Annotated in this window: 23 protein-coding genes; 12 read left to right on the top strand and 11 right to left on the bottom strand. The window is 68.4% G+C overall.

Annotation, left to right across the window (positions count from 1 at the left end):
• Positions 1–137 precede the first annotated feature (137 nt).
• The 4 genes from T333_RS08065 (at position 138) to T333_RS08080 (ending at position 5,312) form a co-directional block, all read left to right on the top strand.
• Complete coding sequence (locus T333_RS08065; protein ID WP_357251178.1) at positions 138–1,541, top strand: NAD(P)H-quinone dehydrogenase; 1,404 nt, start codon at positions 138–140, stop codon at positions 1,539–1,541.
• A gap of 313 nt (positions 1,542–1,854) precedes the next feature.
• The gene (locus tag T333_RS08070) at positions 1,855–2,886 is read left to right on the top strand and encodes a hypothetical protein (RefSeq protein ID WP_496424040.1); all 1,032 of its coding nucleotides are present in this window, start codon (positions 1,855–1,857) and stop codon (positions 2,884–2,886) included.
• 73 nt (positions 2,887–2,959) lie between these two features.
• A complete protein-coding gene (locus T333_RS08075) occupies positions 2,960–4,033 on the top strand; it encodes a DUF8176 domain-containing protein (RefSeq protein WP_496424041.1) in 1,074 nt (357 codons plus the stop codon).
• Positions 4,034–4,133: 100 nt separating this feature from the next.
• A complete protein-coding gene (locus tag T333_RS08080) occupies positions 4,134–5,312 on the top strand; it encodes an aminotransferase-like domain-containing protein (protein ID WP_496424042.1) in 1,179 nt (392 codons plus the stop codon).
• A 190-nt stretch (positions 5,313–5,502) separates the two neighbouring features.
• Here T333_RS08080 and glpK read toward each other — a convergent pair whose 3' ends face one another.
• Positions 5,503–7,002: a glycerol kinase GlpK gene (glpK, locus tag T333_RS08085; RefSeq protein WP_496424043.1), complete on the bottom strand. Its 1,500-nt coding sequence runs from the start codon at positions 7,000–7,002 to the stop codon at positions 5,503–5,505.
• Between the two features lie 224 nt (positions 7,003–7,226).
• Here glpK and T333_RS08090 point away from each other — a divergent pair, with 224 nt between their 5' ends.
• Positions 7,227–8,960: a glycerol-3-phosphate dehydrogenase/oxidase gene (locus T333_RS08090; protein WP_354999977.1), complete on the top strand. Its 1,734-nt coding sequence runs from the start codon at positions 7,227–7,229 to the stop codon at positions 8,958–8,960.
• A 30-nt stretch (positions 8,961–8,990) separates the two neighbouring features.
• Here the strand turns inward: T333_RS08090 and T333_RS08095 are convergent, their stop codons facing one another.
• From T333_RS08095 to T333_RS08115, 5 genes are read right to left on the bottom strand one after another with little or no spacing between them, the layout of a single operon-like run.
• Complete coding sequence (locus T333_RS08095) at positions 8,991–9,614, bottom strand: TetR/AcrR family transcriptional regulator (protein WP_496424044.1); 624 nt, start codon at positions 9,612–9,614, stop codon at positions 8,991–8,993.
• On the bottom strand, positions 9,611–11,026 hold the full coding sequence (hpnE, locus tag T333_RS08100) for a hydroxysqualene dehydroxylase HpnE (protein WP_496424163.1): 1,416 nt from the start codon (positions 11,024–11,026) through the stop codon (positions 9,611–9,613). The genes T333_RS08095 and hpnE overlap by 4 nt, the downstream gene beginning before the upstream one ends.
• Before the next feature lie 17 nt (positions 11,027–11,043).
• Positions 11,044–11,877, bottom strand: a complete 834-nt coding sequence (locus T333_RS08105) for an MBL fold metallo-hydrolase (protein WP_496424045.1) — start codon at positions 11,875–11,877, stop codon at positions 11,044–11,046.
• On the bottom strand, positions 11,877–12,440 hold the full coding sequence (locus tag T333_RS08110; RefSeq protein ID WP_354999975.1) for a TetR/AcrR family transcriptional regulator: 564 nt from the start codon (positions 12,438–12,440) through the stop codon (positions 11,877–11,879). Before T333_RS08110 ends, T333_RS08105 begins: the two co-directional genes overlap by 1 nt.
• Positions 12,441–12,488: 48 nt before the next feature.
• Positions 12,489–12,659: a hypothetical protein gene (locus T333_RS08115; protein WP_496424046.1), complete on the bottom strand. Its 171-nt coding sequence runs from the start codon at positions 12,657–12,659 to the stop codon at positions 12,489–12,491.
• A gap of 360 nt (positions 12,660–13,019) precedes the next feature.
• Here T333_RS08115 and T333_RS08120 point away from each other — a divergent pair, with 360 nt between their 5' ends.
• Positions 13,020–14,015: a sterol desaturase family protein gene (locus tag T333_RS08120; protein ID WP_496424047.1), complete on the top strand. Its 996-nt coding sequence runs from the start codon at positions 13,020–13,022 to the stop codon at positions 14,013–14,015.
• Positions 14,016–14,115: 100 nt separating this feature from the next.
• Here the strand turns inward: T333_RS08120 and T333_RS08125 are convergent, their stop codons facing one another.
• The 4 genes from T333_RS08125 to T333_RS08140 all read right to left on the bottom strand — a co-directional run bounded on the left by T333_RS08125 (position 14,116) and on the right by T333_RS08140 (position 17,217).
• Complete coding sequence (locus T333_RS08125) at positions 14,116–14,520, bottom strand: DUF6194 family protein (protein WP_357251154.1); 405 nt, start codon at positions 14,518–14,520, stop codon at positions 14,116–14,118.
• A gap of 200 nt (positions 14,521–14,720) precedes the next feature.
• Positions 14,721–15,176, bottom strand: a complete 456-nt coding sequence (locus T333_RS08130) for a deaminase (protein WP_357251151.1) — start codon at positions 15,174–15,176, stop codon at positions 14,721–14,723.
• Entirely contained in the window at positions 15,173–15,859 is a 687-nt protein-coding gene (locus T333_RS08135) for a RibD family protein (protein ID WP_357251148.1), read from the bottom strand. The genes T333_RS08130 and T333_RS08135 overlap by 4 nt, the downstream gene beginning before the upstream one ends.
• Positions 15,856–17,217: a helix-turn-helix domain-containing protein gene (locus T333_RS08140; RefSeq protein WP_496424048.1), complete on the bottom strand. Its 1,362-nt coding sequence runs from the start codon at positions 17,215–17,217 to the stop codon at positions 15,856–15,858. Before T333_RS08140 ends, T333_RS08135 begins: the two co-directional genes overlap by 4 nt.
• Before the next feature lie 303 nt (positions 17,218–17,520).
• Between T333_RS08140 and T333_RS08145 the strand changes: the two genes are divergently transcribed.
• From T333_RS08145 to T333_RS08165, 5 genes are all read left to right on the top strand, one after another.
• Complete coding sequence (locus tag T333_RS08145) at positions 17,521–17,700, top strand: hypothetical protein (protein ID WP_357251142.1); 180 nt, start codon at positions 17,521–17,523, stop codon at positions 17,698–17,700.
• A gap of 240 nt (positions 17,701–17,940) precedes the next feature.
• Positions 17,941–18,195: a hypothetical protein gene (locus T333_RS08150; protein WP_357251139.1), complete on the top strand. Its 255-nt coding sequence runs from the start codon at positions 17,941–17,943 to the stop codon at positions 18,193–18,195.
• Entirely contained in the window at positions 18,192–18,539 is a 348-nt protein-coding gene (locus T333_RS08155) for a hypothetical protein (protein WP_496424049.1), read from the top strand. Before T333_RS08150 ends, T333_RS08155 begins: the two co-directional genes overlap by 4 nt.
• A 38-nt stretch (positions 18,540–18,577) precedes the next feature.
• Complete coding sequence (locus tag T333_RS08160) at positions 18,578–18,871, top strand: hypothetical protein (protein WP_496424050.1); 294 nt, start codon at positions 18,578–18,580, stop codon at positions 18,869–18,871.
• A 10-nt stretch (positions 18,872–18,881) separates the two neighbouring features.
• Positions 18,882–19,166, top strand: coding sequence for a DUF6968 family protein (locus T333_RS08165; protein ID WP_357251131.1), 285 nt, complete (start codon positions 18,882–18,884; stop codon positions 19,164–19,166).
• A gap of 86 nt (positions 19,167–19,252) precedes the next feature.
• Here the strand turns inward: T333_RS08165 and T333_RS08170 are convergent, their stop codons facing one another.
• Entirely contained in the window at positions 19,253–19,732 is a 480-nt protein-coding gene (locus tag T333_RS08170) for a DUF6194 family protein (RefSeq protein WP_496424051.1), read from the bottom strand.
• A gap of 63 nt (positions 19,733–19,795) precedes the next feature.
• Here T333_RS08170 and T333_RS08175 point away from each other — a divergent pair, with 63 nt between their 5' ends.
• On the top strand, positions 19,796–20,509 hold the full coding sequence (locus tag T333_RS08175) for a MerR family transcriptional regulator (protein WP_496424052.1): 714 nt from the start codon (positions 19,796–19,798) through the stop codon (positions 20,507–20,509).
• The last annotated feature ends 2 nt before the right edge of the window (positions 20,510–20,511 follow it).

Here is a 20,511-nt window from a genome sequence, read left to right on the forward strand (position 1 = left end):
CCGGATCGCCGCTATCCCGCCCACATGACGCCGTGTTCCCGGCGCGACGGCCAGGTGTGGCGAGTACGACAGCGCGCCGACCACTAACGTTAGCCAGGTACCGGAGATCCCGGTCGACAGCTCGAGCGGAGGTATCCATGACCCGCATTGCGATCATCGGTGGCGGACCGGCCGGCTATGAGGCGGCCTTGGTCGCGGCCCAGCACGGCGCGGACGTGACACTGATCGACCGCGACGGCATCGGTGGCGCATGTGTGTTGTGGGACTGTGTCCCGTCCAAGACCTTCATCGCCTCCACCGGTGTGCGCACCGATCTGCGCCGGGCCAGGGACCTCGGAATCACGCTCGACCCGAGTCAGGCGGCCGTACGGCTGCCCGAGGTGAACGCGCGCGTCAAGGCGCTCGCGCTGGCCCAGTCCTCCGATATCCGCTCCAAGTTGCAGTCCGCGGGCGTGACCGTGCTGTCCGGCTCCGCCCGGCTGGCCGAGAACGGCGGCGGGCGGGCGCCGCATCGGGTGACCGTCGGTATGGACGGTGGCCGCGAGCGGCTGATCGAGGCCGAGGTGGTGCTGATCGCCACCGGCGCGAGCCCGCGCGTGCTGCCCGGCGCCGAACCCGACGGCGAGCGCATCCTGAACTGGCGTCAGCTCTACGACCTGCGCCAGCTGCCGGAGACCCTGGTGGTGGTCGGTTCCGGCGTGACCGGCGCCGAATTCGTCTCCGCCTACACGGAATTGGGCGTCCGGGTGAAGCTGGTCTCCAGCCGTGACCGGGTGCTGCCGCACGAGGACGCCGACGCCGCCCTCGTGCTCGAGGAAGCGCTGGCCGAGCGCGGTGTCGAGCTGGTGAAGCACGCGCGGGCCGACGCCGTCGAACGCACCGCGGAAGGCATCGTGGTCAAGCTCTCCGACGGCCGCACGGTGGCCGGCACGCACGCGCTGATGACCGTCGGTTCCACACCGAACACCGACGATCTCGGCCTGGAAGAGGTGGGTGTCGAGCTCGACCGCGGCGGCTACCTGCGGGTCGATCGGGTCTCGCGCACCTCGGTGTCCGGCATCTACGCCGCGGGCGACTGCACGGGCTTGCTGCCGCTGGCCTCGGTGGCGGCGATGCAGGGCCGCATCGCGATGTACCACGCGCTCGGTGAGGGCGTCAGCCCGATTCGGCTCAAGACGGTCGCGTCGGCCGTGTTCACCAGGCCGGAGATCGCCACGGTCGGCGTCAGTCAGAACTCGATCGACAATGGCGAGGTACCCGCGCGCACCGTGATGCTGCCGCTGAACACCAACCCGCGGGCGAAGATGTCAGGCCTGCGCCGCGGCTTCGTCAAGATCTTCTGCCGCCCGGCCACCGGCGTGGTGATCGGCGGCGTCGTGGTCGCGCCGATCGCCTCCGAACTGATCCTGCCGATCGCACTCGCGGTGCAGAACAACCTGACGGTCAACGATCTCGCCCAGACCTTCTCGGTCTACCCGTCGCTCACCGGCTCGGTCACCGAGGCGGGCCGCCTGCTCATGCGCCACGACGACCTGGACTGACGCGCGGCGCCGCGGTTCTCACGGTCATGCGGGTCGACGCGTCGAGTGACGTTGTCGGCTCGGGTATTTCACCGCGTTGCCTGCACGGCCCAACTGTGGTTGACTGCCCGCAGAGATGCGATCGGCGGGCGGTCGCGTGGTTCTGGTGTGGGGGGAAGGTCCTTTCCGAAACCGAACAGCGAACGGCCCTAGGGTTGTTCGGCGATCGAGGCGCGTCTCACCAGGGACAACTGAGTGCGATCGATTCGGCCGCACCCGGGAAAGGGATTGGCGAAAAGTGAAACATCGTAAGCCGAGTCGGGCGCAGCGAGCGATGGCGAGCACCTCGTTGCCACTGGCCACTGCGGCCGCCGTGGCTACATTGTTCGCGGCGCCGGCGGGGGCAGTTCCCAACGAACCGAGCACACCGACCACACCGGCGCCGGTCCAGCCGGGCACCGAGACGCCGGAGGCGCAGAACACTCCGGAGACCACCAAGCCGGATCCGGGCAACACCCAGGAGTCGGACCCGAACAAGCCGGAGAGCGCGCCGACTCCGAGCCAGCCGGGTGTCAACACCCCGGATCCGAACCAGGTGATGCCGGATCCGAAGAAGGACCCGAAGCTAACCGTGCCGAGCCAGCCGGGCGTCACCAGCCCGCGCGTCGCGCCGCTGCCGGTGCCGGGTCAGGACCCCGCGCAGCCGGTCGTCGTTCCGGGCACCGAGGCGGAAGAGCCGAAGCCGGGTCAGCCGGGCGAGACTCGTCCGGGCGGCGAGAGCGGCGCCCAGCCGGGCGGCGACGCCGACGCGCGTGCCGCGCAGCCGGATCGGCCGGGTTCCTCCGGGCCGTCGCAGTCGGAGACGCTGGTGCAGGAACCGCGCTGGGAGGCGCCGCGCCTGCAGGCCGCGCCCGCCGCGCCGGTCGTCGAGATGAGCGGTCCGCACCAGGAATTCGGCGCGAACATCGACGGCGGCGCCGTGCTGCCCGGTTACGTGGCCAACACCCACCACTTCAGCAACGAGGCCGGTTACGTCGGCACGATCGGGTACAACACCCCGACCGGTAAGGGCGAGGCCGGTGTGTCGGTCGAGTTCGTCGACATCAACACCATCAAGGTCACCAGCTACACCGGTGGCGAGGGTCTGGCCCCCAACACCAACTCGTTCGTGCTCGACACCACCCAGGTGAACCTGGCCAAGGCGTCGGTCGAGCAGTGGATCGCCGCTCAGCCGGGTGGTGCCGCCGCGCTGGAAGCCGCCGCGCAGGTTAAACTTCCGCCGATTGTCCCGCCGGGCGACTTGGCTCCGCAGACGGTCAATGTTGCTGGCGTGACCACGCAGTGGGGTGGCTCGTTCCAGTACTGACACGAGCTGTTCAACGGGTGGGGCGGTCGTTTCGCGACCGCCCCACACGTGTGTTCTGGGGAAAGGATTGGGTGTGGGCTCCGAAGGTGACGCGAAGGACAACGAAGCCGACAAGCCCGGGTCGCAGTTCGGTCCGCCGCTGAACGATTTCGGCCCGCCGACAGGGGATTTCGGCCCGTCGGTCGGCGGCGGCGATTTCGGTCCGCCGCTGAGCGAGTTCGGGGGTCCGCAGCTGGGGGAGGTCGGCCCGCAGTGGCCCGAACCCCCGGGCGACCACCCGAACGTGGGCTGGCGGCCCGCCGCGGAGGCGCCGCCCGTGCCGCCGACGCCGCCGCAGTACCGCGCTCCGGAGACAACGGTCTTCCCGGACAACCCGCCCGCGCCGCAGGCACGTCCCGCACCGGCGCCCGCGCCCGACACCGAGCGCGACGTCCCCGCCGACGCGACTGTGCGACACACCGCGGCGCCGACCGGCGGCACGCCGGAACGCTGGTGGAACAGCGCGAGCGAATCCGGCGAGGTGCCCAAGCCGCCGCCCACGACCGACCCCGGCCTGTCCTGGGCCGACGATCCCATCGCCAAGCGGCTCGCGCCCGGTGCGCCCGTCGCGCCCACCGGCGGCGGCTCCGGCGGCAACAAACGCTGGATCGTGCTCGGCGTCGCGGCCGCGGTCGCCGTGCTGATCGGTCTGGTGGTGACCATCGTCGCGGTCAACGGCGGCGGCGACGAAGGCACGACTGCCGCGCCACCCTCCGATTCGAGCGTCGGACGGGGTTGTGTGCCCAGCAAGGACGACAGGGTGACCGTCGGGAACGGCGCGGGTGGATTCGACTCGGGCCCCGACGCGATCCTCGGCTTCCAGTACGGGTTCTACGTCGAGCGCAGCGGAGAGAAGGCGCGCAGGTATGTGGCGCCCGATTCCGTCAACGTCTCCCCGGCCGAGACCATCCAAGCGGCCATCAACGATCAGATCCCCGCCCGTACCACCCACTGCCTGCGCATCGCCCAGGTGACCGCCGACACCTTCGAGGTCGACCTGACCGAGTACCGACCCGGCAGTGCGCCCATCGTCTATCCCCAGGTGGTGCAGACCGTCAGCCGGGACGGTAAGACGCTGATCCTGAGCATGCGAGCGCGGTCGTGGTGATCCACCTTGGTCTCATATTCTGAGATTGGAGTTTCATATTCTGGTAGCGGTGTGACACAGTGGGATGACGCGTACCGTGGCGTTCCGCTGGGAGGTTTCCATGTCGCCGACTGTTCCACCGCTGGCAGCCAAGCTCGGCGGACTGAAGAGTTCGGCGATTCGTGACCTGCTGAAGCTCACCGCTCGGGCCGAGGTGATCAGCCTCGCGGGTGGCTTGCCGGATGCCGAACTGATGCCGCGCGAGCGCATCGCGACCGCGGCCGAGGCGGCGCTGCGCGGACCCGGCTGTCTGCAATACACCGAATCGCCCGGCTGGGCGCCGCTGCGCGACGTGCTCGCCGAGCGCGAGTCCGCCCGGCTCGGCCGCCGGGTGCCGGTCGACGAGGTGTTCGTGACGCACGGCTCGCAGCAGGCATTGTCGCTGCTCGCCGAGGTGCTGCTCGACCCGGGTGCGCTGGTGGTCGTCGAGAATCCGGCGTACGTCGGCGCGCTCCAGGTGTTCCGTGCGGCCGGAGCGCGCATCGTCGCCGTGCCGCTGGACGGCGAGGGTATGCGCGTCGACGTGCTGCGCGAACTGCTGACGCGGGGCGAGCGACCCGCGGTGGTGCACACGGTGAGCAATTTCCACAACCCGGGCGGGGTGACCATGAGCACCGCGCGCCGCCGCGAACTCGCGGAACTAGCTACGGCGCAAGGCTTCTGGGTGATCGAGGACGACCCGTACGGCGAACTCTGGTTCGACCGGCCCGCCCCGGAACCGGTCGCGACATACGCGCCCAACGTGATTCGGCTGTCCAGTGCGTCCAAGATCCTGTCGCCGAGTTTGCGAGTCGGCTGGATGGTCGCCCCCGACGCGGTCTGCCGGGCGGTGGAACTACTGAAACAGGGTGCGGACCTTTGTGGTTCGGCGCTCACCCAGCAGATCGCGGCCGACCTGCTCTCGGACCGGGACTGGCTCACCACGCATGTGGATCACGTCCGTGGCGTCTACGGTGAGCGGGCCAAGGCGCTGGTGCACGCCGTGCGCACCGGCTTCGGTGACCGCGTCGTCTGCACCGACGCCGCGGGCGGCATGTTCGTCTGGGTCGATTTCACCGACGGCACCGACACCCAGCGGTTGCTGCCGCGCGCGCTGGAGGTGGGCGTCGCCTACGTGCCTGGCGCCGCGTTCGCGGTCGAGAACGGCTACCGCAACTCGATGCGCATGTGCTTCACCACTTCCGACGCGGCGGTGCTCGAGGAGGCTGTCGCCCGGCTGGTTACGGCGCACGCCGGATAGACGCGTCGGTCGGCCCGGCGAGCCCGAGCTCGCTCGCCTTGCGCCGCTGCCGCACTCGATTCAGCACCTTTGTGCCCATCGGTCTCGAGCGCGCTCGCGTCGGTCGGCCGTGCACCTCGGTGCGATCGGCCCAGCGCGCTCGTGTCGGTCGGCTGTGCGCCAGTGTGCGATCGGTCAGCGCGCCTGGGTGTCAGTCGACCCAGTTGTAGGTCCGCTCGACGGCCTTGTTCCACGCCGCGATGTGCTCGTCGCGGTCCTCGGCGCTCATGCTCGGCTCCCACGTGGTGTCGGCGGCCCAGTTGGCGCGGATGTCGTCGGTGCCGGACCAGTAGCCGACGGCCAGTCCCGCGGCGTAGGCCGCGCCGAGCGCGGTGGTCTCGGTGACGACGGGCCGCACCACCGGCACCTCGAGGATGTCGGACTGGAATTGCATGAGCAGGTCGTTGGCGGTCATGCCGCCGTCGACCTTCAGCGTGGTCAGTTCCAGGTCCAGCTTCTGGGATTCGGCGTCGGCGCGCATCGCCTCGACCACCTCGAATGTCTGGAACGCGGTGGATTCCAAGACCGCTCGCGCCAGGTGGGCCTTGTTGACGAAGCGGGTCAGCCCCGCGATGACGCCGCGCGCGTCGGGCCGCCAGCGCGGGGCGAACAGCCCGGAGAACGCGGGCACGATGTAGGCGCCGCCGTTGTCGTCGACGCTGGCCGCGAGCCGCTCGATCTCCTCGGCGGAATCGATGATGCCGAGGTTGTCGCGGAACCACTGCACCAGCGAGCCGGTCACCGCGATGGAGCCTTCCAGCGCGTACACCGCGGGTTGGTCACCGAGCCGGTAGCAGACCGTGGTGAGCAGGCCGTGCTTGCTCCACACGGGGGTGGTCCCGGTGTTGAGCAGCATGAAATTGCCTGTGCCGTAGGTGTTCTTGGCCTCGCCGGGAACCAGGCACGCCTGGCCGAAGGTGGCCGCTTGCTGGTCGCCGAGGATGCCCGCGACCGGAACTCCTTGCAGCGGACCGGAGGAGATCTCGCCGTACACCTCCGAGGAGCTGCGTATTTCGGGCAGCATCGCCTCCGGCACGCGGAATTCCGCGCAGATCTCCGAATCCCATTGCAGCGTCTTCAGATCCATCAGCATGGTGCGCGAGGCGTTGGTGACGTCGGTGATGTGCAGTCCGGTCAGATTCCACAGCACCCAGCTGTCGATGGTGCCGAAGCACAGCTCGCCCGCCTCGGCGCGCTCCTGCGCACCCGGTACGTTGTCCAGGATCCAGCGCAGCTTGGGGCTCGCGAAGTAGGTGGACAGCGGCAGTCCGGTGCGGTCCTGGTAGCGGGTCGGGCCCGCCTCGCCGCCGAGTTCGGTGACCAGCCGATCGGTGCGCGTGTCCTGCCAGACGATGGCGTGGTGAATCGGCTTGCCGGTGGCGCGTTCCCAGACCACGGTGGTCTCGCGCTGGTTGGTGATGCCGACGGCGGCGATGTCGCCGGGGCCGAGGTCGTTCTGCTCCAGCACCTCGCCGAGCACGAGTTCGGTATTGCGCCAGATGCTTTCGGGATCGTGCTCGACCCACCCCGGCCGGGGGAAGATCTGCTCGTGTTCGCGCTGGGCCACCCCGACGACGCGGCCACGCCGGTCGAAGACGATGCACCTGCTCGATGTCGTGCCCTGATCGATGGCGGCCACATAGCGACGCATTGCAGCAGGCTACTAAACGTCCCGCGCGCTCGGTATCACATCGCGACATGCCCGCCAGCGGACTAGGCTCATCGGTTACCGGCGAGTAGTTCTGGACGACACACGGAGCCCGGCCGACCGGCGCTCGGTGCGGCGATTCGCATAGCCTGTACCAGAACAGCTCGATCTGTGCCCGTGAAGACCCACGACGTCCGACGCAGGCGCGTCGGCTGGAGGAGTCGAGCATGACCAAGAAACCGGAATCGCAGTTCCTGGGCCCGGAGCAGCGGCGTGCGGCCTGGGAGCGGTTGGGCAAGGAACATTTCGACGTGCTGGTCATCGGCGGCGGGGTGGTCGGCGCCGGTATCGCGCTCGACGCGGCGACCCGCGGTCTCTCGGTCGCGCTGGTCGAGGCGCGGGATCTGGCGTCCGGTACGTCGAGCCGGTCGTCGAAGATGTTCCACGGCGGGCTGCGGTATCTGGAGCAGCTGGAATTCGGGTTGGTGCGCGAGGCGCTGCGGGAGCGTGAGCTGGCGCTGGCCACGCTGTCGCCGCACCTGGTGAAGCCGCTGCGCTTTCTGTACCCGCTGACCCACCGCGGCTGGGAACGGCCGTACGTCGCGGCGGGGCTGGTGCTCTACGACACCATGGGCGGCGCGAAATCCGTTCCCGGACAGCGTCATCTGTCGCGAGCGGGTGCGCTGCGGCTGGCGCCCGGGCTGCGGCGCGATTCGCTGATCGGCGGCGTCAGCTATTACGACACGGTCGTCGACGACGCCCGCCACACCATGATGGTCGCGCGCACGGCAGGGCACTACGGTGCGGTGATCCGCACCTCCACCCAGGTCGTCGGGTTCCTCCGGGAGGCGGATCGGATCGTCGGCGTGCGGATCCGCGACAGCGAGGACGGACGTTCCGGCGAGGCGCGGGGGCACGTGGTGATCAACGCGACCGGCGTGTGGACCGACGAGGTCCAAGCCCTCTCGCACAACCGCGGCCGGTTCCACGTGCGCGCCTCCAAAGGCGTGCACGTCGTGGTGCCGCGCGACCGCATCGTCAGCGACACCGCGATCATCCTGCGCACGGCCACCTCGGTGTTGTTCGTCATCCCGTGGGGCGCGTTCTGGATCATCGGCACCACCGACACCGACTGGAATCTGGACCTGGCGCACCCGGCCGCCACCAAGGCGGACATCGACTACCTGCTCGACCGGGTGAACGAGGTGCTCGTCACCCCGCTGACCAGCGACGACATCACCGGCGTCTACGCGGGCCTGCGACCGCTGCTGGCGGGCGAGAGCGATTCCACGTCCAAGCTGTCCAGGGAGCACGCGGTGGCTCGGATCGCGCCTGGGCTGGTCGCGATCGCGGGCGGCAAGTACACCACCTACCGAGTGATGGCCTACGACGCGGTCGACGAAGCGGCACAAGACATTCCGGCCAGGGTTTCGCCGTCGATCACCGAGAAGGTGCCGCTGCTGGGCGCGGACGGCTACTTCGCACTGGTCAACCAAACAGTCCAGCTGGCCGAGGCGTACGGCATCCACCCGTACCGGGTCAAGCACCTGCTCGATCGCTACGGTTCGCTGATCGATGAGGTGATGGCGCTGGCCGAGGGCAAGCCGGAGCTGTTGCAGCCGATCACCGAGGCGCCCTCGTATCTCCAGGTGGAGGCCGTGTACGCGGCGGCGGCCGAAGGCGCGCTGCACCTGGACGACATCCTGGCCCGCCGCACCAGAATCTCCATCGAGTACTCGCACCGCGGCGCGCACTGCGCCGAACAGGTGGCGCGGCTGGTCGCGCCGGTGCTCGGCTGGGACGAGGCGGAGATCGACCGCGAGATACGGACCTACCAGGCGCGGGTCCAGGCCGAGATCCGGTCGCAGACCCAGCCCGACGACGCCTCGGCCGACGCGCTGCGGATCGCCGCCCCGGAGCCGCGGCCGCAGATCCTGGAGCCGGTGCCCTCCGACGGCTGAGCCGCGCGCTCGGCTGCGTCCGAGAAAGATTCAGGCGCGGCCGAGCGCTCCCGCCTCGACGCCGACGGCCCAATCCACCAGCGAGCGCAGGTAGCGCAGCACGAGTTCGTCCGGATACGCGGCCGGATCGGTCAGGTGCAGCCGAGCCAGTTCCTCGACGGCGGCCAGCATGATCCGCTCCGTCGCGCCGTTCGGATCGATGGTGATCCCGGCGTAGCGCGAGAGGTGTCGCGCGCCGATCGCCCGCGCGTAGGCGCGACCCGTCTCCAGCCGGTCGCGCAGCTCGGGCGGGCCACCGTCGGGCGGGCTGAGCATGATCCGCCAGCTGGTCGGCGCGGCGTGCAGATAGGCGAGCACGCCCCGGCCGACCTGGTCGACGTCGTCGCCGGTGCCGCTCCAGTCCACACTGCGCACGCCGGCCAGCGCGACCGCGCTCTCCCGGTCGAGCAGCGCCGACATCAGCCCGGGCAAATCGGTGAACTGCTGATAGACCAGCGCCCGCGCGACGTCGGCGGTGCGGGCGACACGCTCGATGCCGACCGCGCCGAACCCCTCGGCGGCGGCGATGTCGCGGGCCACGTCCAGCAATTGGTCGCGGCGCTCGGCGGCGGACATGCGCCGCTTGGGGGCGCGGGAGGCTCGCTCCGTGGTCACGGCAGAGACGGTAGCGCAAGCAAAAGTTCCACAGCTTTCGCCGCGCTCTGCACGGCGCTCTCCATCGTCGCCGACCAGTCGGTGGCGGTCCAGTCACCCGCGAGCACCAGGGTGGGGACCGAGGTGCGCTGGGCGGGTCGCAGCCCGTGGGTGCCGAGCACCTGCGAGAACGTCGCCCTCGGCATGCGCACCACGTGGGCCTGCACGACGCGGGCCGCGGCGGCCGCCGGATAGTAGCGGCGCAGCAGGTCGAGTTGTTCGGCGACGATCGCGTCGTTGGACTTGTGGATCTGCTCGTAGGCGCCGCTGGTGGTCAGGCAGTACAGCCAGGCCTTGTCGGTGTTCCGTCCGGTCATCAGCTGGCGGTCGAAGACCTCGTCGATGATTCCAGTGCCGCCGATCAGCGCCTCGAACTCGGCCGTGGTGCCCAGCGGACGGTCCAGGTAGAGGTTGGTGCTGACGATCGGCGTGTAGCCGAGTTCGTCGGCCGCGGCGTAGATTTCGGCGTGCTCGGGCAGGTCGTCGAGCAGACCGCCGATCGCGGAGTTCGGCACGGCGCAGACCACCGCGTCGGCGGGCAGCACCGAGCCGTCGGCGAGCGCGACGCCGGTCACCTCGCCGTCGGCGATGTGGATGCGCCGGGCGATGGCCCGGTACCTGACCTCCACCCCGTGCCGCTCGAAAACGCGCTGTGCCCCGGTGACATACAGCGTGTCGAGGTCGGTCGTCGGGTAGCCGATGGTGACCGGCCGCCGGTGCCGGACACCGAGCCGGATGCCGGTCGCCATGACATCGGCGAACACCTTGGCCGACTCCCGCTGCACGGGCTCGGCGGCGATGCCGAGCGCGAGCCAATCCCACAGCGCCTCACGGGCTGTGGCGGGCATACCGACGCGCTGGAACCACTGTTCGGTGGTGAGGTCGGCGAGATCGGCGGGCTGGCGCAGACATTGCCACCCGAGGAGCATCGTGGCGCGGGCCGCGCGCAGCCGGTCCGGCACGCTCGCGTCGGGATGCGCGCCGAGGAAGGTGCGCAGCGCGCCGAATCCCTTGGTGGACATGCTCACCGAGCGCCCGTCCGGCCACCGGAGGGTGGCGCGGTGCGGGAAGGCGACGTATTCGCGGGTGCCGACGCTGGTGAGGTAGCGGAACAGGTGCTCGTAACCGCTGGCGATGACGTGCTGACCGTTGTCGGGCGGATCGTCGACGGCGTCGACCCGCATGGCGTGGGTGCGCCCGCCCAGCCGTCCGCGGCGCTCCAGCAACGTGACCTGTTTGCCCGCCTCGGCGAGCCAGACCGCGGACGCGAGCCCCGCCAGTCCGCCGCCGATGACCACATAGCGTCGCGGATCGTCCATGGCCGCACTCTTCTCACAACTGACATTTTGTAAGTTAGGTGAGAAGGGCTGGATGGTCAAGGGTTTTCGGCTCAGGCGGGCACGGTCTGAAAGGCGCGCAACTCGGCGGCGTTGTGCGCCGAGAAGATTCGCACTTGGTCGCCGTGGTCGCGGAGCAGATCGCGCAGGCGCTGCTGGTTCTCACGCCGCGGCCCGCCGAGCGTCTCGACGCTGAGTTCGAAAAGGGTCGTGCCGAGCGGCTGGTGCGGATGGACCAGATCCAGTTGGCCCGGATGGAAATACGCGTCGCCCGCGGCGAGCAGCCATCCGTCGCCGGTGTCGACGGCGACGCCCGCGTGACCGCGGGTGTGCCCGGCCAGCGGCACGAGCAGCAGGCTCGGCGGCAGTCCGGCCAGTTCGCGTACGGCCTCGAAGCCGAACCACGGCTCGCCGTGCTCGGAATAGGATTGCCAGTTCGGACCGTGCTCGAATTGCGCTGCGCGGTAACGGAATCGCTCCTGAGCGGTGTGCGCGCCGCGGAAGGCGCGCAGTTCCTCGTCGTAGACGTGCACGGTGGCGTGCGGGAAGTCGGCGAGGCCGCCCGCGTGATCCAGATCGAGGTGAGTGAGCACGATGTCGCGCACGTCCTCGCGGCGGAAGCCGAGCGCCTCCACCTGCCGCACCGCGGTGCGCTCGATGTCGAACACCGGCCGGGTGAGCGAGATGAAGCGACGGCCGAGCCATTCGTTCGGGCGACGCACGCTCTGCTCGCCCATGCCGGTCTCGATCAGGACGAGCCGGTCGTCGAGTTCGAGAAGCAAGCAGTGGCAGACCATTTCGGCGCGGCGCAGCAGGCCGGGCGCTCCGTCGAGCAGCTTTCCGCCGAAGGGGCGCATGGTGCCGCAGTCGAGGTGGTGGATGCGCATCAAGACAGCTCCCTTTCGAGGGTGGTGCGGAGGTGGTCGGCGACGGTGCGCAGCGGGGCGAGGTCGCGCTGGGTCTTGGCGAGCAGCAGCCCGCCCTCGAGCATGGTCAGCGCGACGACCGAGAGGTTGGCCGCGCGCTCGTCGTCGAGGCCCTTCTCGCGCAGGAATTCTTCGATCACCGCGCGCCAGGAGTCGAACCCGGCGACGCAGGCCTGCCGGATCAATTCGCTCTCGGCGGCGGCGTCCAGCGCGACCGTCGCGAGTGGGCAGCCGCGCTGGAAATCGGACGCGTGGAGGTTGTCCGCCATCGCGGCGAATATGGCGTCGGTGCCGCCGTCGTCGAGGATCGCGCGCAGCGTGTCCCTCAGGTGCACGCTGGATTGCGTCAGCGCCTCGGCCGCGAGCTGTTCTTTGCCGCCGGGGAAGTGGAAATACAGCGAGCCCTTCGGGGCGCCGCCCGCGCTGACCAGCTGGTTCAGGCCCGTGGCGTGATAGCCCTTGGTGTGGAAGAGATCGGCGGCGGCGTCGAGGAAGCGCTGCCGCGAGTCGGTTCGTGGGGACACGAGGACCAAGGTACCTCGAGTTATGACGACCGGTCTAGTTATTGCTTTTCAGTGCGGCTGAGTGACGCTGGACCGAGGCGCTTCCGCCGTGCCCGCCGGCTGTTGGGGTTGTAGCAGCAGGTAACCGAAGACGGCCGTCACCGCCAGCGCGATCAGCGCCGCGACGTACTGGGTGGCAATCGCGCGGACCGGCACGCGCCGCACCGATCGGGTCGTCATCGTTCTTGCTCCTGTCGGGTGAGTAGCGGTCGGCCGCAAGTGCTGTCGTCAACCAGGGCGAAACTGTTAGCAACTGAGTGGCAACTAACACTTCGCGGCCGCGCGCATCCTTGCGGACCCCGCCGCGCCCTCCCTCGGATGACTGCCATGCGAACCGGAACGGTGACCGACGCTGGCGCGTCCATCGGGTGAACTTCGGACTCGGGAGGCTCGAAATGTATCCGCCCCCGTCGGGCGGCGGGTCGGTCCGAGGGCAGCTCGTAGCTGCACGGCTCGAACGGGCAACAAGGTGGCGACTGCCCATACCTTGGGTCCCTGGTCCGGAGCGCCGCTCAGCGCGATGGTTCATATATGAGTGGCATGAAATCGACCACTGAGGCGCGGTCGGAGAAGTTCCGGGCCCGCGGCGGGATGGGGTTCATCTCGGCGTGCGGGCTGCTCCTCGCGGTACTGAGCACGGCTGCCATAGTCATGGTCGTTCCGCGACTCGCGCATGCGATGTCCGGCATGGATGTCTCGACCATCCTGATCTGGCTGGCTGTTCCGGTCTTCATCGTCGCCGTTGTGGCGGAGATCGTGTACCTCGAGCGTCACGGCAAGCCGTACGACTACCGTGACTCGGCTACCTCCATCGCCGCAGGCCTGGGGTATCAACTCGCCAACGTTCCATGGGCGCTGGCGGAACTCGCGATCTTCGCGGCTGTTTCTTCGCTGGTGCCGTGGCGCCTCGAGGGTTGGGTCGCGTGGGCAGTCGCACTCATCGGGGTCGACCTCGCCTACTACTGGTTTCACCGCGCGCACCACGAAATCCGGGTGTTCTGGTCGGTCCACGTGGTGCACCACTCGAGCGAGAGATTCAATCTCACCACGGCACTGCGCACGCCTTGGCTGGTTGTGACGTCCCTGCCGTTCCTCGTACCACTGGCACTGTTGGGAATCGATGGCAAGATCATCGCCGCCTCCTACGCGATCAACCTGCTGTACCAGTTCGGCATCCACACCGAGGTCATCGACAAACTCTGGGCGCCTGTCGAATTCGTGTTCAACACGCCGAGTCACCACCGCGTGCACCACGGCTCGAACACCGAGTACCTCGACCGCAACTACGGTGGCGTGCTCATCATCTGGGACCGCATCTTCGGCTCTTTCGAGCCGGAGGGTGAGCGGGTGATCTACGGGCTCACCAAGAACGTCGACACCTACAACATCGCAAAGATCAACGTCCGCGAGATGGTCGCGATCTGGCAGGACGTCAAGAACGCGGCGAAATTCTCGGACAAGCTCGGCTTCCTGTTCCGGGGTCCAGGTTGGCGGCCACAGTCGACCCTGACCGATACCGCGACTGCACTCGAGTGAGTGTCTGGTCGTGTCGCCGGTAGTACGACAGCTGGGCTGGTGTCGCCAGTGTGACCTGGCCCAGATGTGGTCGGCGGCGCGTCTAGATGAGCGGTTCCGATCAGGTGTGGCGCTTCTTGCGTGAGCGGGCGAGGTCGTGGGCGGCTCGAAGTAGGTCCAGGACGGCTGTTTCCGTGCGCGGGCCCGGATTCACCACGGCAAGCCACCCCTGGCGGCCATAGACCGGGTGTGCCATGACGATGTCGGTGGCGCTCGGGTCCACGGTGTGCGGGTCGGGGTCGCGGGGTGTGCGGCCGGTCCAGTTCAGGAAGGCGTCCTTTCCGGCGAAGAAGTTCACGCGGAAGGTGCCGGGGCGGCTCAGGCGCGAGGTTTCGTCGCCGGGGTAGTCCTTCGTCAAGAGCGTTGCGAAGGGTTGCGTCCGGGGGACGACGCCGTCGGGTGCGTAATAGAAGAACGCGTCGCCCCAGCTGATATCGGGGGAGCCATCGCCGGGTTGCGGTGTCAATGTCAGGACTCCGTCGAGTCCCGCCGAGCATCAGCACGCGGGTGCCCGCGGCGCGCAGCTGGGCGATCTCCGCGGCGAGCTGGGCGCTCATCCGGTCGCGGAGTTGACGCTCGAGGAGCGCGGAGTGTCGCACCGCGTCAGGACTCGCGCTCGTTGCCCCCGGCTGCGACGCCGCGCGCTACACCGGCCCGGATCTGGCGCTACGACAGGTCGAGGTGCCGGTTCATCGACATCGCGGCGTCGGCGAGCTCCGGCAACTCGATGACCTTCACACCCTGCTGTTGGAGCTTCTCCACGCCGACGCAGTCCTCGACGAACGTCGACGGTTCCCGCCACGCGATCACCACGACCGGAATACCGGCCGCCAGAATCCGATCCGTGCACGGCAGGCGAATCTTCGTCGCGCGCTCCGAGCAAGGCTCCAGCGTGCTGTAGATCGTCGCCGACTTCAGCCGAGTATCGTTCGCGTCGAGCTTGTCGAGCGCGGCCTCCTCGGCGTGCACCTTAGTGTCGGTCTCCCGCGAGTAGCCGGTCGCGATCTCCTCGCCGTCGGCCACGATCACGGCACCGACCGAGAACGCGCCCTCCACGACGGGGCACAAACGCGCGAGCTCGATAGCCCGATTCATCCAGTGGTGGTGATCCGGTGCGGTCATTGGTTCTCCTTCGGGTGGTAGCGCAGCACGGCGATGTCGCCGAGCTGGATCACGTCGACCAACCGCATTCGGTGCGTCGAGCCGCCTGGGAACCGTGCCGGGTTCACGAACCGTGGCGCGGCGCTGTCTCCGACCAGGGTAGGTCCGATTGCGAGGTGCAGCTCGTCTGCGAGCCCTGCCGACAGGAAGGCAGTGTGCATGTGGCTGCCGCCCTCGACCATCAACCGCTCGACGCCACGGCGGCCGAGATCATCGAGCAGCACACCGAAATCGACCGTCTCACCGAGCGCGACTACGACAGCCAGTTCGCCGAGCCGCTCGCTCGCCTCTTGTGCGCCGGTCTCCGTCGTGTAGACGACTGGCCGGTGTTCGGCGGTGCCGTGGTGCCAGAACTTGGCCTCGGGGTCGAGATTTCCGCTGGCGGTGACGGTTACCTTCAACGGTTGCGAGGCACGTCCGGCCGCGACCCGTTCGGCCTGTCGGGCATCGCTTTTCACGATCAAGCGCGGGTTGTCGCTGCGCACGGTTTCGGCGCCGATCAGAACGGCGTCGCATTCGGCGCGGACCTGGTCGACGCGGTCGAAGTCCTCGGCGTTGGACAGCAACAGCCGTTCCGGGCTGGTGTCGTCGATGTACCCATCGACGCTGACCGCGACCGACAACAGCACGAACGGACGCGTCATGATGCGACGACCGCCCACCGCTGCGCGGCAGCGTGGAACTCCGCGACCTCGGGCAAGTTTGTCGTCGATAGCAGCTCGTCGACCGCACGTATGTTGTGCAGGACGCGCTCGGATCCGGTGCTGACACCGATCTGCATCGCGGTGAGGCCGAGTGTGGCGGCGGGCTCGGCCTCACCCATCCGGGCGTATGCGAGTGCCTGCCGTGAGATGTAGACGGCCTGGTCGCGTGTGTATCCGGATCGCATGTCGGTGATCGCGCGCCCGAACTGGTCGATCGCGGCGCGGTAGTCACCCAATGCGACGCGACCATGTGCCTGATGGACGTCGATGTAGGGAGAGTCGAGGAAGAATCCCCACGACAAATCAGCGTCGGCGTTGGCGGCGAGCATGCGCGCCCGGTCGAAGGCGCGTTCGCTGGCCAAGCGTTCGCCCGCCTGTGCGGCACCGTAACCGGCGAATGTGGCTGCGACCGCGGCGAACCGGGTGCCCGACGGGGCAGCACGCTCGGCGGCCTCTGCCAGCTCCATCGCTTCCGTGCCGTCGCCCTGGTCATTGGCGATCTGTGCCTTCCGGATGAGGGTGGCGGCGATCGAGCACGGGTCATCGAGCTGAAGTGACCACGTCAGTGCGCGGTCGGTCCAGTGCTGGGCGCGGTCCCAGTTCCGAGAATCCTGATACAGCCACGCTGCGAACTCCGCATAGAGGATCCGCATTCGCTGCATCGCGGCGGCGTCGCCGATCCCCGCGCACCGCAGCTGACTCATGATCTCGAGGTTCTGCTCTACCAACGGGATCACACTTTGTCCGCCGTAGAGATTGTCGCTCTCGATCAGCGACAGCCGCAGCGTGTGGAAGTGAGCGACATGGTTGGTATCGGGAGTGTTGGCGAGGGCGGCCGCAGTTTTGGCGCCGACTGCGGCGGCTAATGCACCTACTCCGAATCCTGCGACTACGGTGCGACGGGGGAGTGACACAAGGACGACCTCTCCAGCGGCGGTCTGAGCGCGCACCCAGACCTGATCGGATTCACCGGCACCCGAGATGACCGGGGACCGGCCGGGGGTGTCATGCGCCAGAGTAATCGTTTGGGGCAAGCCGGGATCGGGTTCGTCTCGCTGCGATCCGATGTCTGCGAGGGCCCGCTCGAACCGGGCAATCACTTCCGGCGGCGCTTCTGCCAGCGCCCTCTCAAGTAACTCTCGGCTGCTCGGCCGCAACCGCGCCGAGGCACCCTGAAGTTCCCAGTTCCCTACCGCCCGCGCCGAGATACCCGTTCTGGCCGCGAACTTATCGACGCTGAGCAGCATCGCCTCGCGCAGCGCCTTCGATTCGACTCCAGTCCAGCGATAGATGATCACCGGCTCAGCTCCAGCCCCTGCTCGTGCCGCCGTGGTGAAACGAAAATTACACCGGTCCACCCGCTTCCGCCGCTGATTCGCTGGAGTAATGCACTGAAGTTGCAGGGCAACTGCATCGTTACGGCGTGGTTGATTCAGCCCGCCACGGAGACGCTGAGTCTGCACACCGGCGTTGGACCGCAGGCGATTCCTCTATCTCGTCTCGGATACGTGAACCGGCCGCTCGGGAGGCTGTAGGGCTCTGGCCCGGCGCGGCCGGACCGGCACCGGTGTGCTCCCAACCGTTGCAGGGGAGAGGCACACATGTCATCGCTGATGGACCGTCTACAGCAGTGGGAAACCGACCACCGGCATTGTGGGAGTCCGCCGATCGAGATGGACTGCGAGCGTGCTGCGCTGGTGCTGTCGCAGCACGCCGAACACGGCCCGCGCTGCCGTCAGTATCTGGCCGCGCTCGCGCTAGTCTCGACCGTACTGGGCTGAAGTGCCGTGTCGGGGAACTTAATTCGTACGGCCGACTACTGTTCGCGGCCGACGCTTCCGGGTTGCCGTGATCTCTCGGCCGCATTTCGCGGTGCCGCCGGACATCGGCGCGGTGACCACCTTGTCCTGCGCTGGGCACACGCACTTGCTCACCTACACCAAACACGAATCGCTCACCCCACCAGACAAACCCGAATCGACGCCCGGCGCAGCGACCTGCGCACACTGATCGACAACTGGGTGGCCGTGCACGTCCAACCGTGCCAACCATGGGCGCAGACGACCGGGTACGGCCAAGCGGTCGATGACATGGCCGCCGCGCACGTCACCGCCGAACTCGTCCTCCTCGCCGACCACACCGCCGACGAGCTTCACCAAGCGTGGTCACACGTCGGCTACCTCGCCACTCGCTGGGCCGATCTAGTCGCCGAAGCCGTCGACGGTCAGCGCACGCTGCGGCCCGTCCACAGCTTCACCCTGGAGGCTCCGAAATGAATCTGCTGCAAGACGATCTGCTCGTTCTGGTCGCCTTGGCCGTGTTGATCGCCGCCATCCTCGCCCTCGGTCTCCGTGCCGAGGATGAACCGACAAGCCCCAGCGTGCAGCAGATCCAGGACCGCCTCGCCCGCCAGGGCTACCGCATCAAGTCCGCTCGAAATCCCGGCGCACACCGCGCATCCGCTTCGGCCACCCGACCACCCAATGCCTGGCATCGAAGGGCAGGCACTCGACGTTCGCGCGTGTGCGCCGCGCGAAACGAGGGAACGAGATCTGCTCCGCTGCCTATCCGGGCCACCGCTTCAACGCCGACCCATCCATCACTGCGCTTCTTGGAGTAATCATGCGAAACCTGTTCGCGTTTATCTGCATTGGCCTGTTGTCCTCCGTCCTGACGACACCCACCGTCGGGGCCACCTCGGGCGCGGTCATGCCACGCTGCGCGAAGATCGTGCAGGTCAACGGTGTTGACACGGAGTCGTGCGACCGGCACTACTACAACACGCTGGTGCCGGAATGCCAGCGGCGACAGTCCCGAGTCTGCTGGGAGGCCATCAACCGGTGGTACGCCGATTGCTTGGCGGGCAGAGCCAAGACGCCGTACCGGTGGGCGGCGGGGAGCCCGAAAGACCCGCCCGATGTCGTCGCCCTGCTCGCCGCCTCGCGGGCATAGGGTGGCGGGCATGACGACCTGGGAACTCGGTGAGCCCATCGCGACGCGAGAACTCCGCAAGGGTGAGGATTCCGTGACCGTCGTGTTCGGCAAGCCGCAGCAGGCCGAGGGTGGCGGCTACTACTGCCCGGTGCGCGTGGACGGGATCGAGGCTGAACCGGCGACCCGCGCCCTCTTCGGGGTGGATTCAGTGCAGGCGCTCATCGAGGCCATGACCTTTGCGGGCCGAGTGCTCGAGGCCACGGGCGAGTACACCTTCGAGGGTGAACCAGATCTAGGGTTCCCACGCGGCTGACCGCCGCAGGGTGCGCAACCCGATGGGTATGAGGCAGGGTGATCGCCATGAGCGTGGCCGGTGGGATCGGCGGCACCGCGTGTACATCACCAGTCGGCTCGATCGTTCCCGGAGCGGCGCTCGAAACGGGAGCGGGCGAGGTCGTGGGCGGCTCGAAGTAGTTCGCGCACAGCGGTTTCCGTTCGTAGGCCCGGATTCACGACGGCGAGCCAGCCCTGGCTTCCGTAGACCGGGTGTGCGATGAGGGTGTCGGTCGCGCTCGGATCGGTGTCGGCCGGGGCGGGATCGCGGGGTGTGCGGCCGAGCCGGTCGAGGAAGGCGTCTTTTCCGGCGAAGAAGTTCACTCGGAAGGTGTCGGGTCGGTTCAGGCGCGAGGTCGCGTCGTCGGGGTAGTCCTTGGTCATGATGGTGGCGAAGGGTTGGGTTCGGGGGACGACGTTGTCGGGGGCGTAATAGAAGAACGTGTCGCCCCAGGCGATCTCGGGTGAGCCGTCGCCGGGGTGCGGCTCGAGTGTCAGGACGCCGTCGAGCCCTCGGACGAATTCGATGATCTCGTTCCTCTGCATGTGTTCTAGCGTTTCATTCATGTGCTTGTGGAGACTTCGCCGTGAGAATTCCGAGATACCGCGATGAGAAGTCGCAAATCGCCAGGTCTGCGAACGGTCGATGTCGCGAGAGGGGCGGGCTGTTCCGTGCAGCAGGTGCGCAACCTCGAGCGCGACGGCGTCCTGCCGCCCGCGACGCGCACCGCCGCGGGCTATCGGACCTACACGGAGACGCACCTGCGTTGCGCGCTGGCCTATCGCGCGCTCGCGGCCGGAGCGGGGCCGGTCGAGGCGAAGCGGATCATGCGGGCCGCGCACGGGTATCCGGATTCGGACTTGCTTGCGCTCTTGGACGCCGCGCATGCCCGGCTCGCGACCGAGCGCGAGGAATTGGAGATGGCGAAGCGGGCGGCCGCCGCCATCACCGTCGAGCCGGTGGACGACGTCCGGCCGACGGACTCGATGACCATCGCCGAACTGGCGGACGCATTGGGCGTGCGGACGTCGACACTCAGACACTGGGAAGCCGAAGGGCTCCTCATCCCGCGACGCGGCACGCCGGGGGGCGCGCGCGAGTACGCGCCGAGGGACGTCCGGGACGCGCGTATCGTCCACCAGCTGCGGATGGCCGGTTACCGGATCGCCCCGCTGCAGGCGTTGATGCCCGAACTGCGCAGGGCGAACCGGTGGAACGAGATCTCCTCCGCGCTGGCCGCGCGAGACGCGAACATAGCCGCTCGCTCGCGAGCTATGCTTGACGGCTCGGCCGCACTCGGTGCGCTGCTCGCGTCGAAGTGATC

The sequence above is a fragment of the Nocardia sp. CNS-044 genome, from assembly GCF_059570515.1.

Bases quoted from the DNA above. Each gene is read 5' to 3' on its own strand.
- T333_RS08155 (WP_496424049.1), top strand. From the start codon at position 18,192: ATGAATCTGCTGCAAGACGATCTGCTCGTTCTGGTCGCCTTGGCCGTG.
- T333_RS08170 (WP_496424051.1), bottom strand. From the start codon at position 19,732: ATGCAGAGGAACGAGATCATCGAATTCGTCCGAGGGCTCGACGGCGTC.
- T333_RS08105 (WP_496424045.1), bottom strand. From the start codon at position 11,877: ATGCGCATCCACCACCTCGACTGCGGCACCATGCGCCCCTTCGGCGGA.
- T333_RS08120 (WP_496424047.1), top strand. From the start codon at position 13,020: ATGAAATCGACCACTGAGGCGCGGTCGGAGAAGTTCCGGGCCCGCGGC.
- T333_RS08130 (WP_357251151.1), bottom strand. From the start codon at position 15,176: ATGACCGCACCGGATCACCACCACTGGATGAATCGGGCTATCGAGCTC.
- T333_RS08165 (WP_357251131.1), top strand. From the start codon at position 18,882: ATGACGACCTGGGAACTCGGTGAGCCCATCGCGACGCGAGAACTCCGC.
- T333_RS08070 (WP_496424040.1), top strand. From the start codon at position 1,855: ATGGCGAGCACCTCGTTGCCACTGGCCACTGCGGCCGCCGTGGCTACA.
- T333_RS08090 (WP_354999977.1), top strand. From the start codon at position 7,227: ATGACCAAGAAACCGGAATCGCAGTTCCTGGGCCCGGAGCAGCGGCGT.
- T333_RS08115 (WP_496424046.1), bottom strand. From the start codon at position 12,659: ATGACGACCCGATCGGTGCGGCGCGTGCCGGTCCGCGCGATTGCCACC.
- glpK (WP_496424043.1), bottom strand. From the start codon at position 7,002: ATGCGTCGCTATGTGGCCGCCATCGATCAGGGCACGACATCGAGCAGG.
- T333_RS08065 (WP_357251178.1), top strand. From the start codon at position 138: ATGACCCGCATTGCGATCATCGGTGGCGGACCGGCCGGCTATGAGGCG.
- T333_RS08135 (WP_357251148.1), bottom strand. From the start codon at position 15,859: ATGACGCGTCCGTTCGTGCTGTTGTCGGTCGCGGTCAGCGTCGATGGG.
- T333_RS08145 (WP_357251142.1), top strand. From the start codon at position 17,521: ATGTCATCGCTGATGGACCGTCTACAGCAGTGGGAAACCGACCACCGG.
- T333_RS08175 (WP_496424052.1), top strand. From the start codon at position 19,796: ATGAGAAGTCGCAAATCGCCAGGTCTGCGAACGGTCGATGTCGCGAGA.
- T333_RS08080 (WP_496424042.1), top strand. From the start codon at position 4,134: ATGTCGCCGACTGTTCCACCGCTGGCAGCCAAGCTCGGCGGACTGAAG.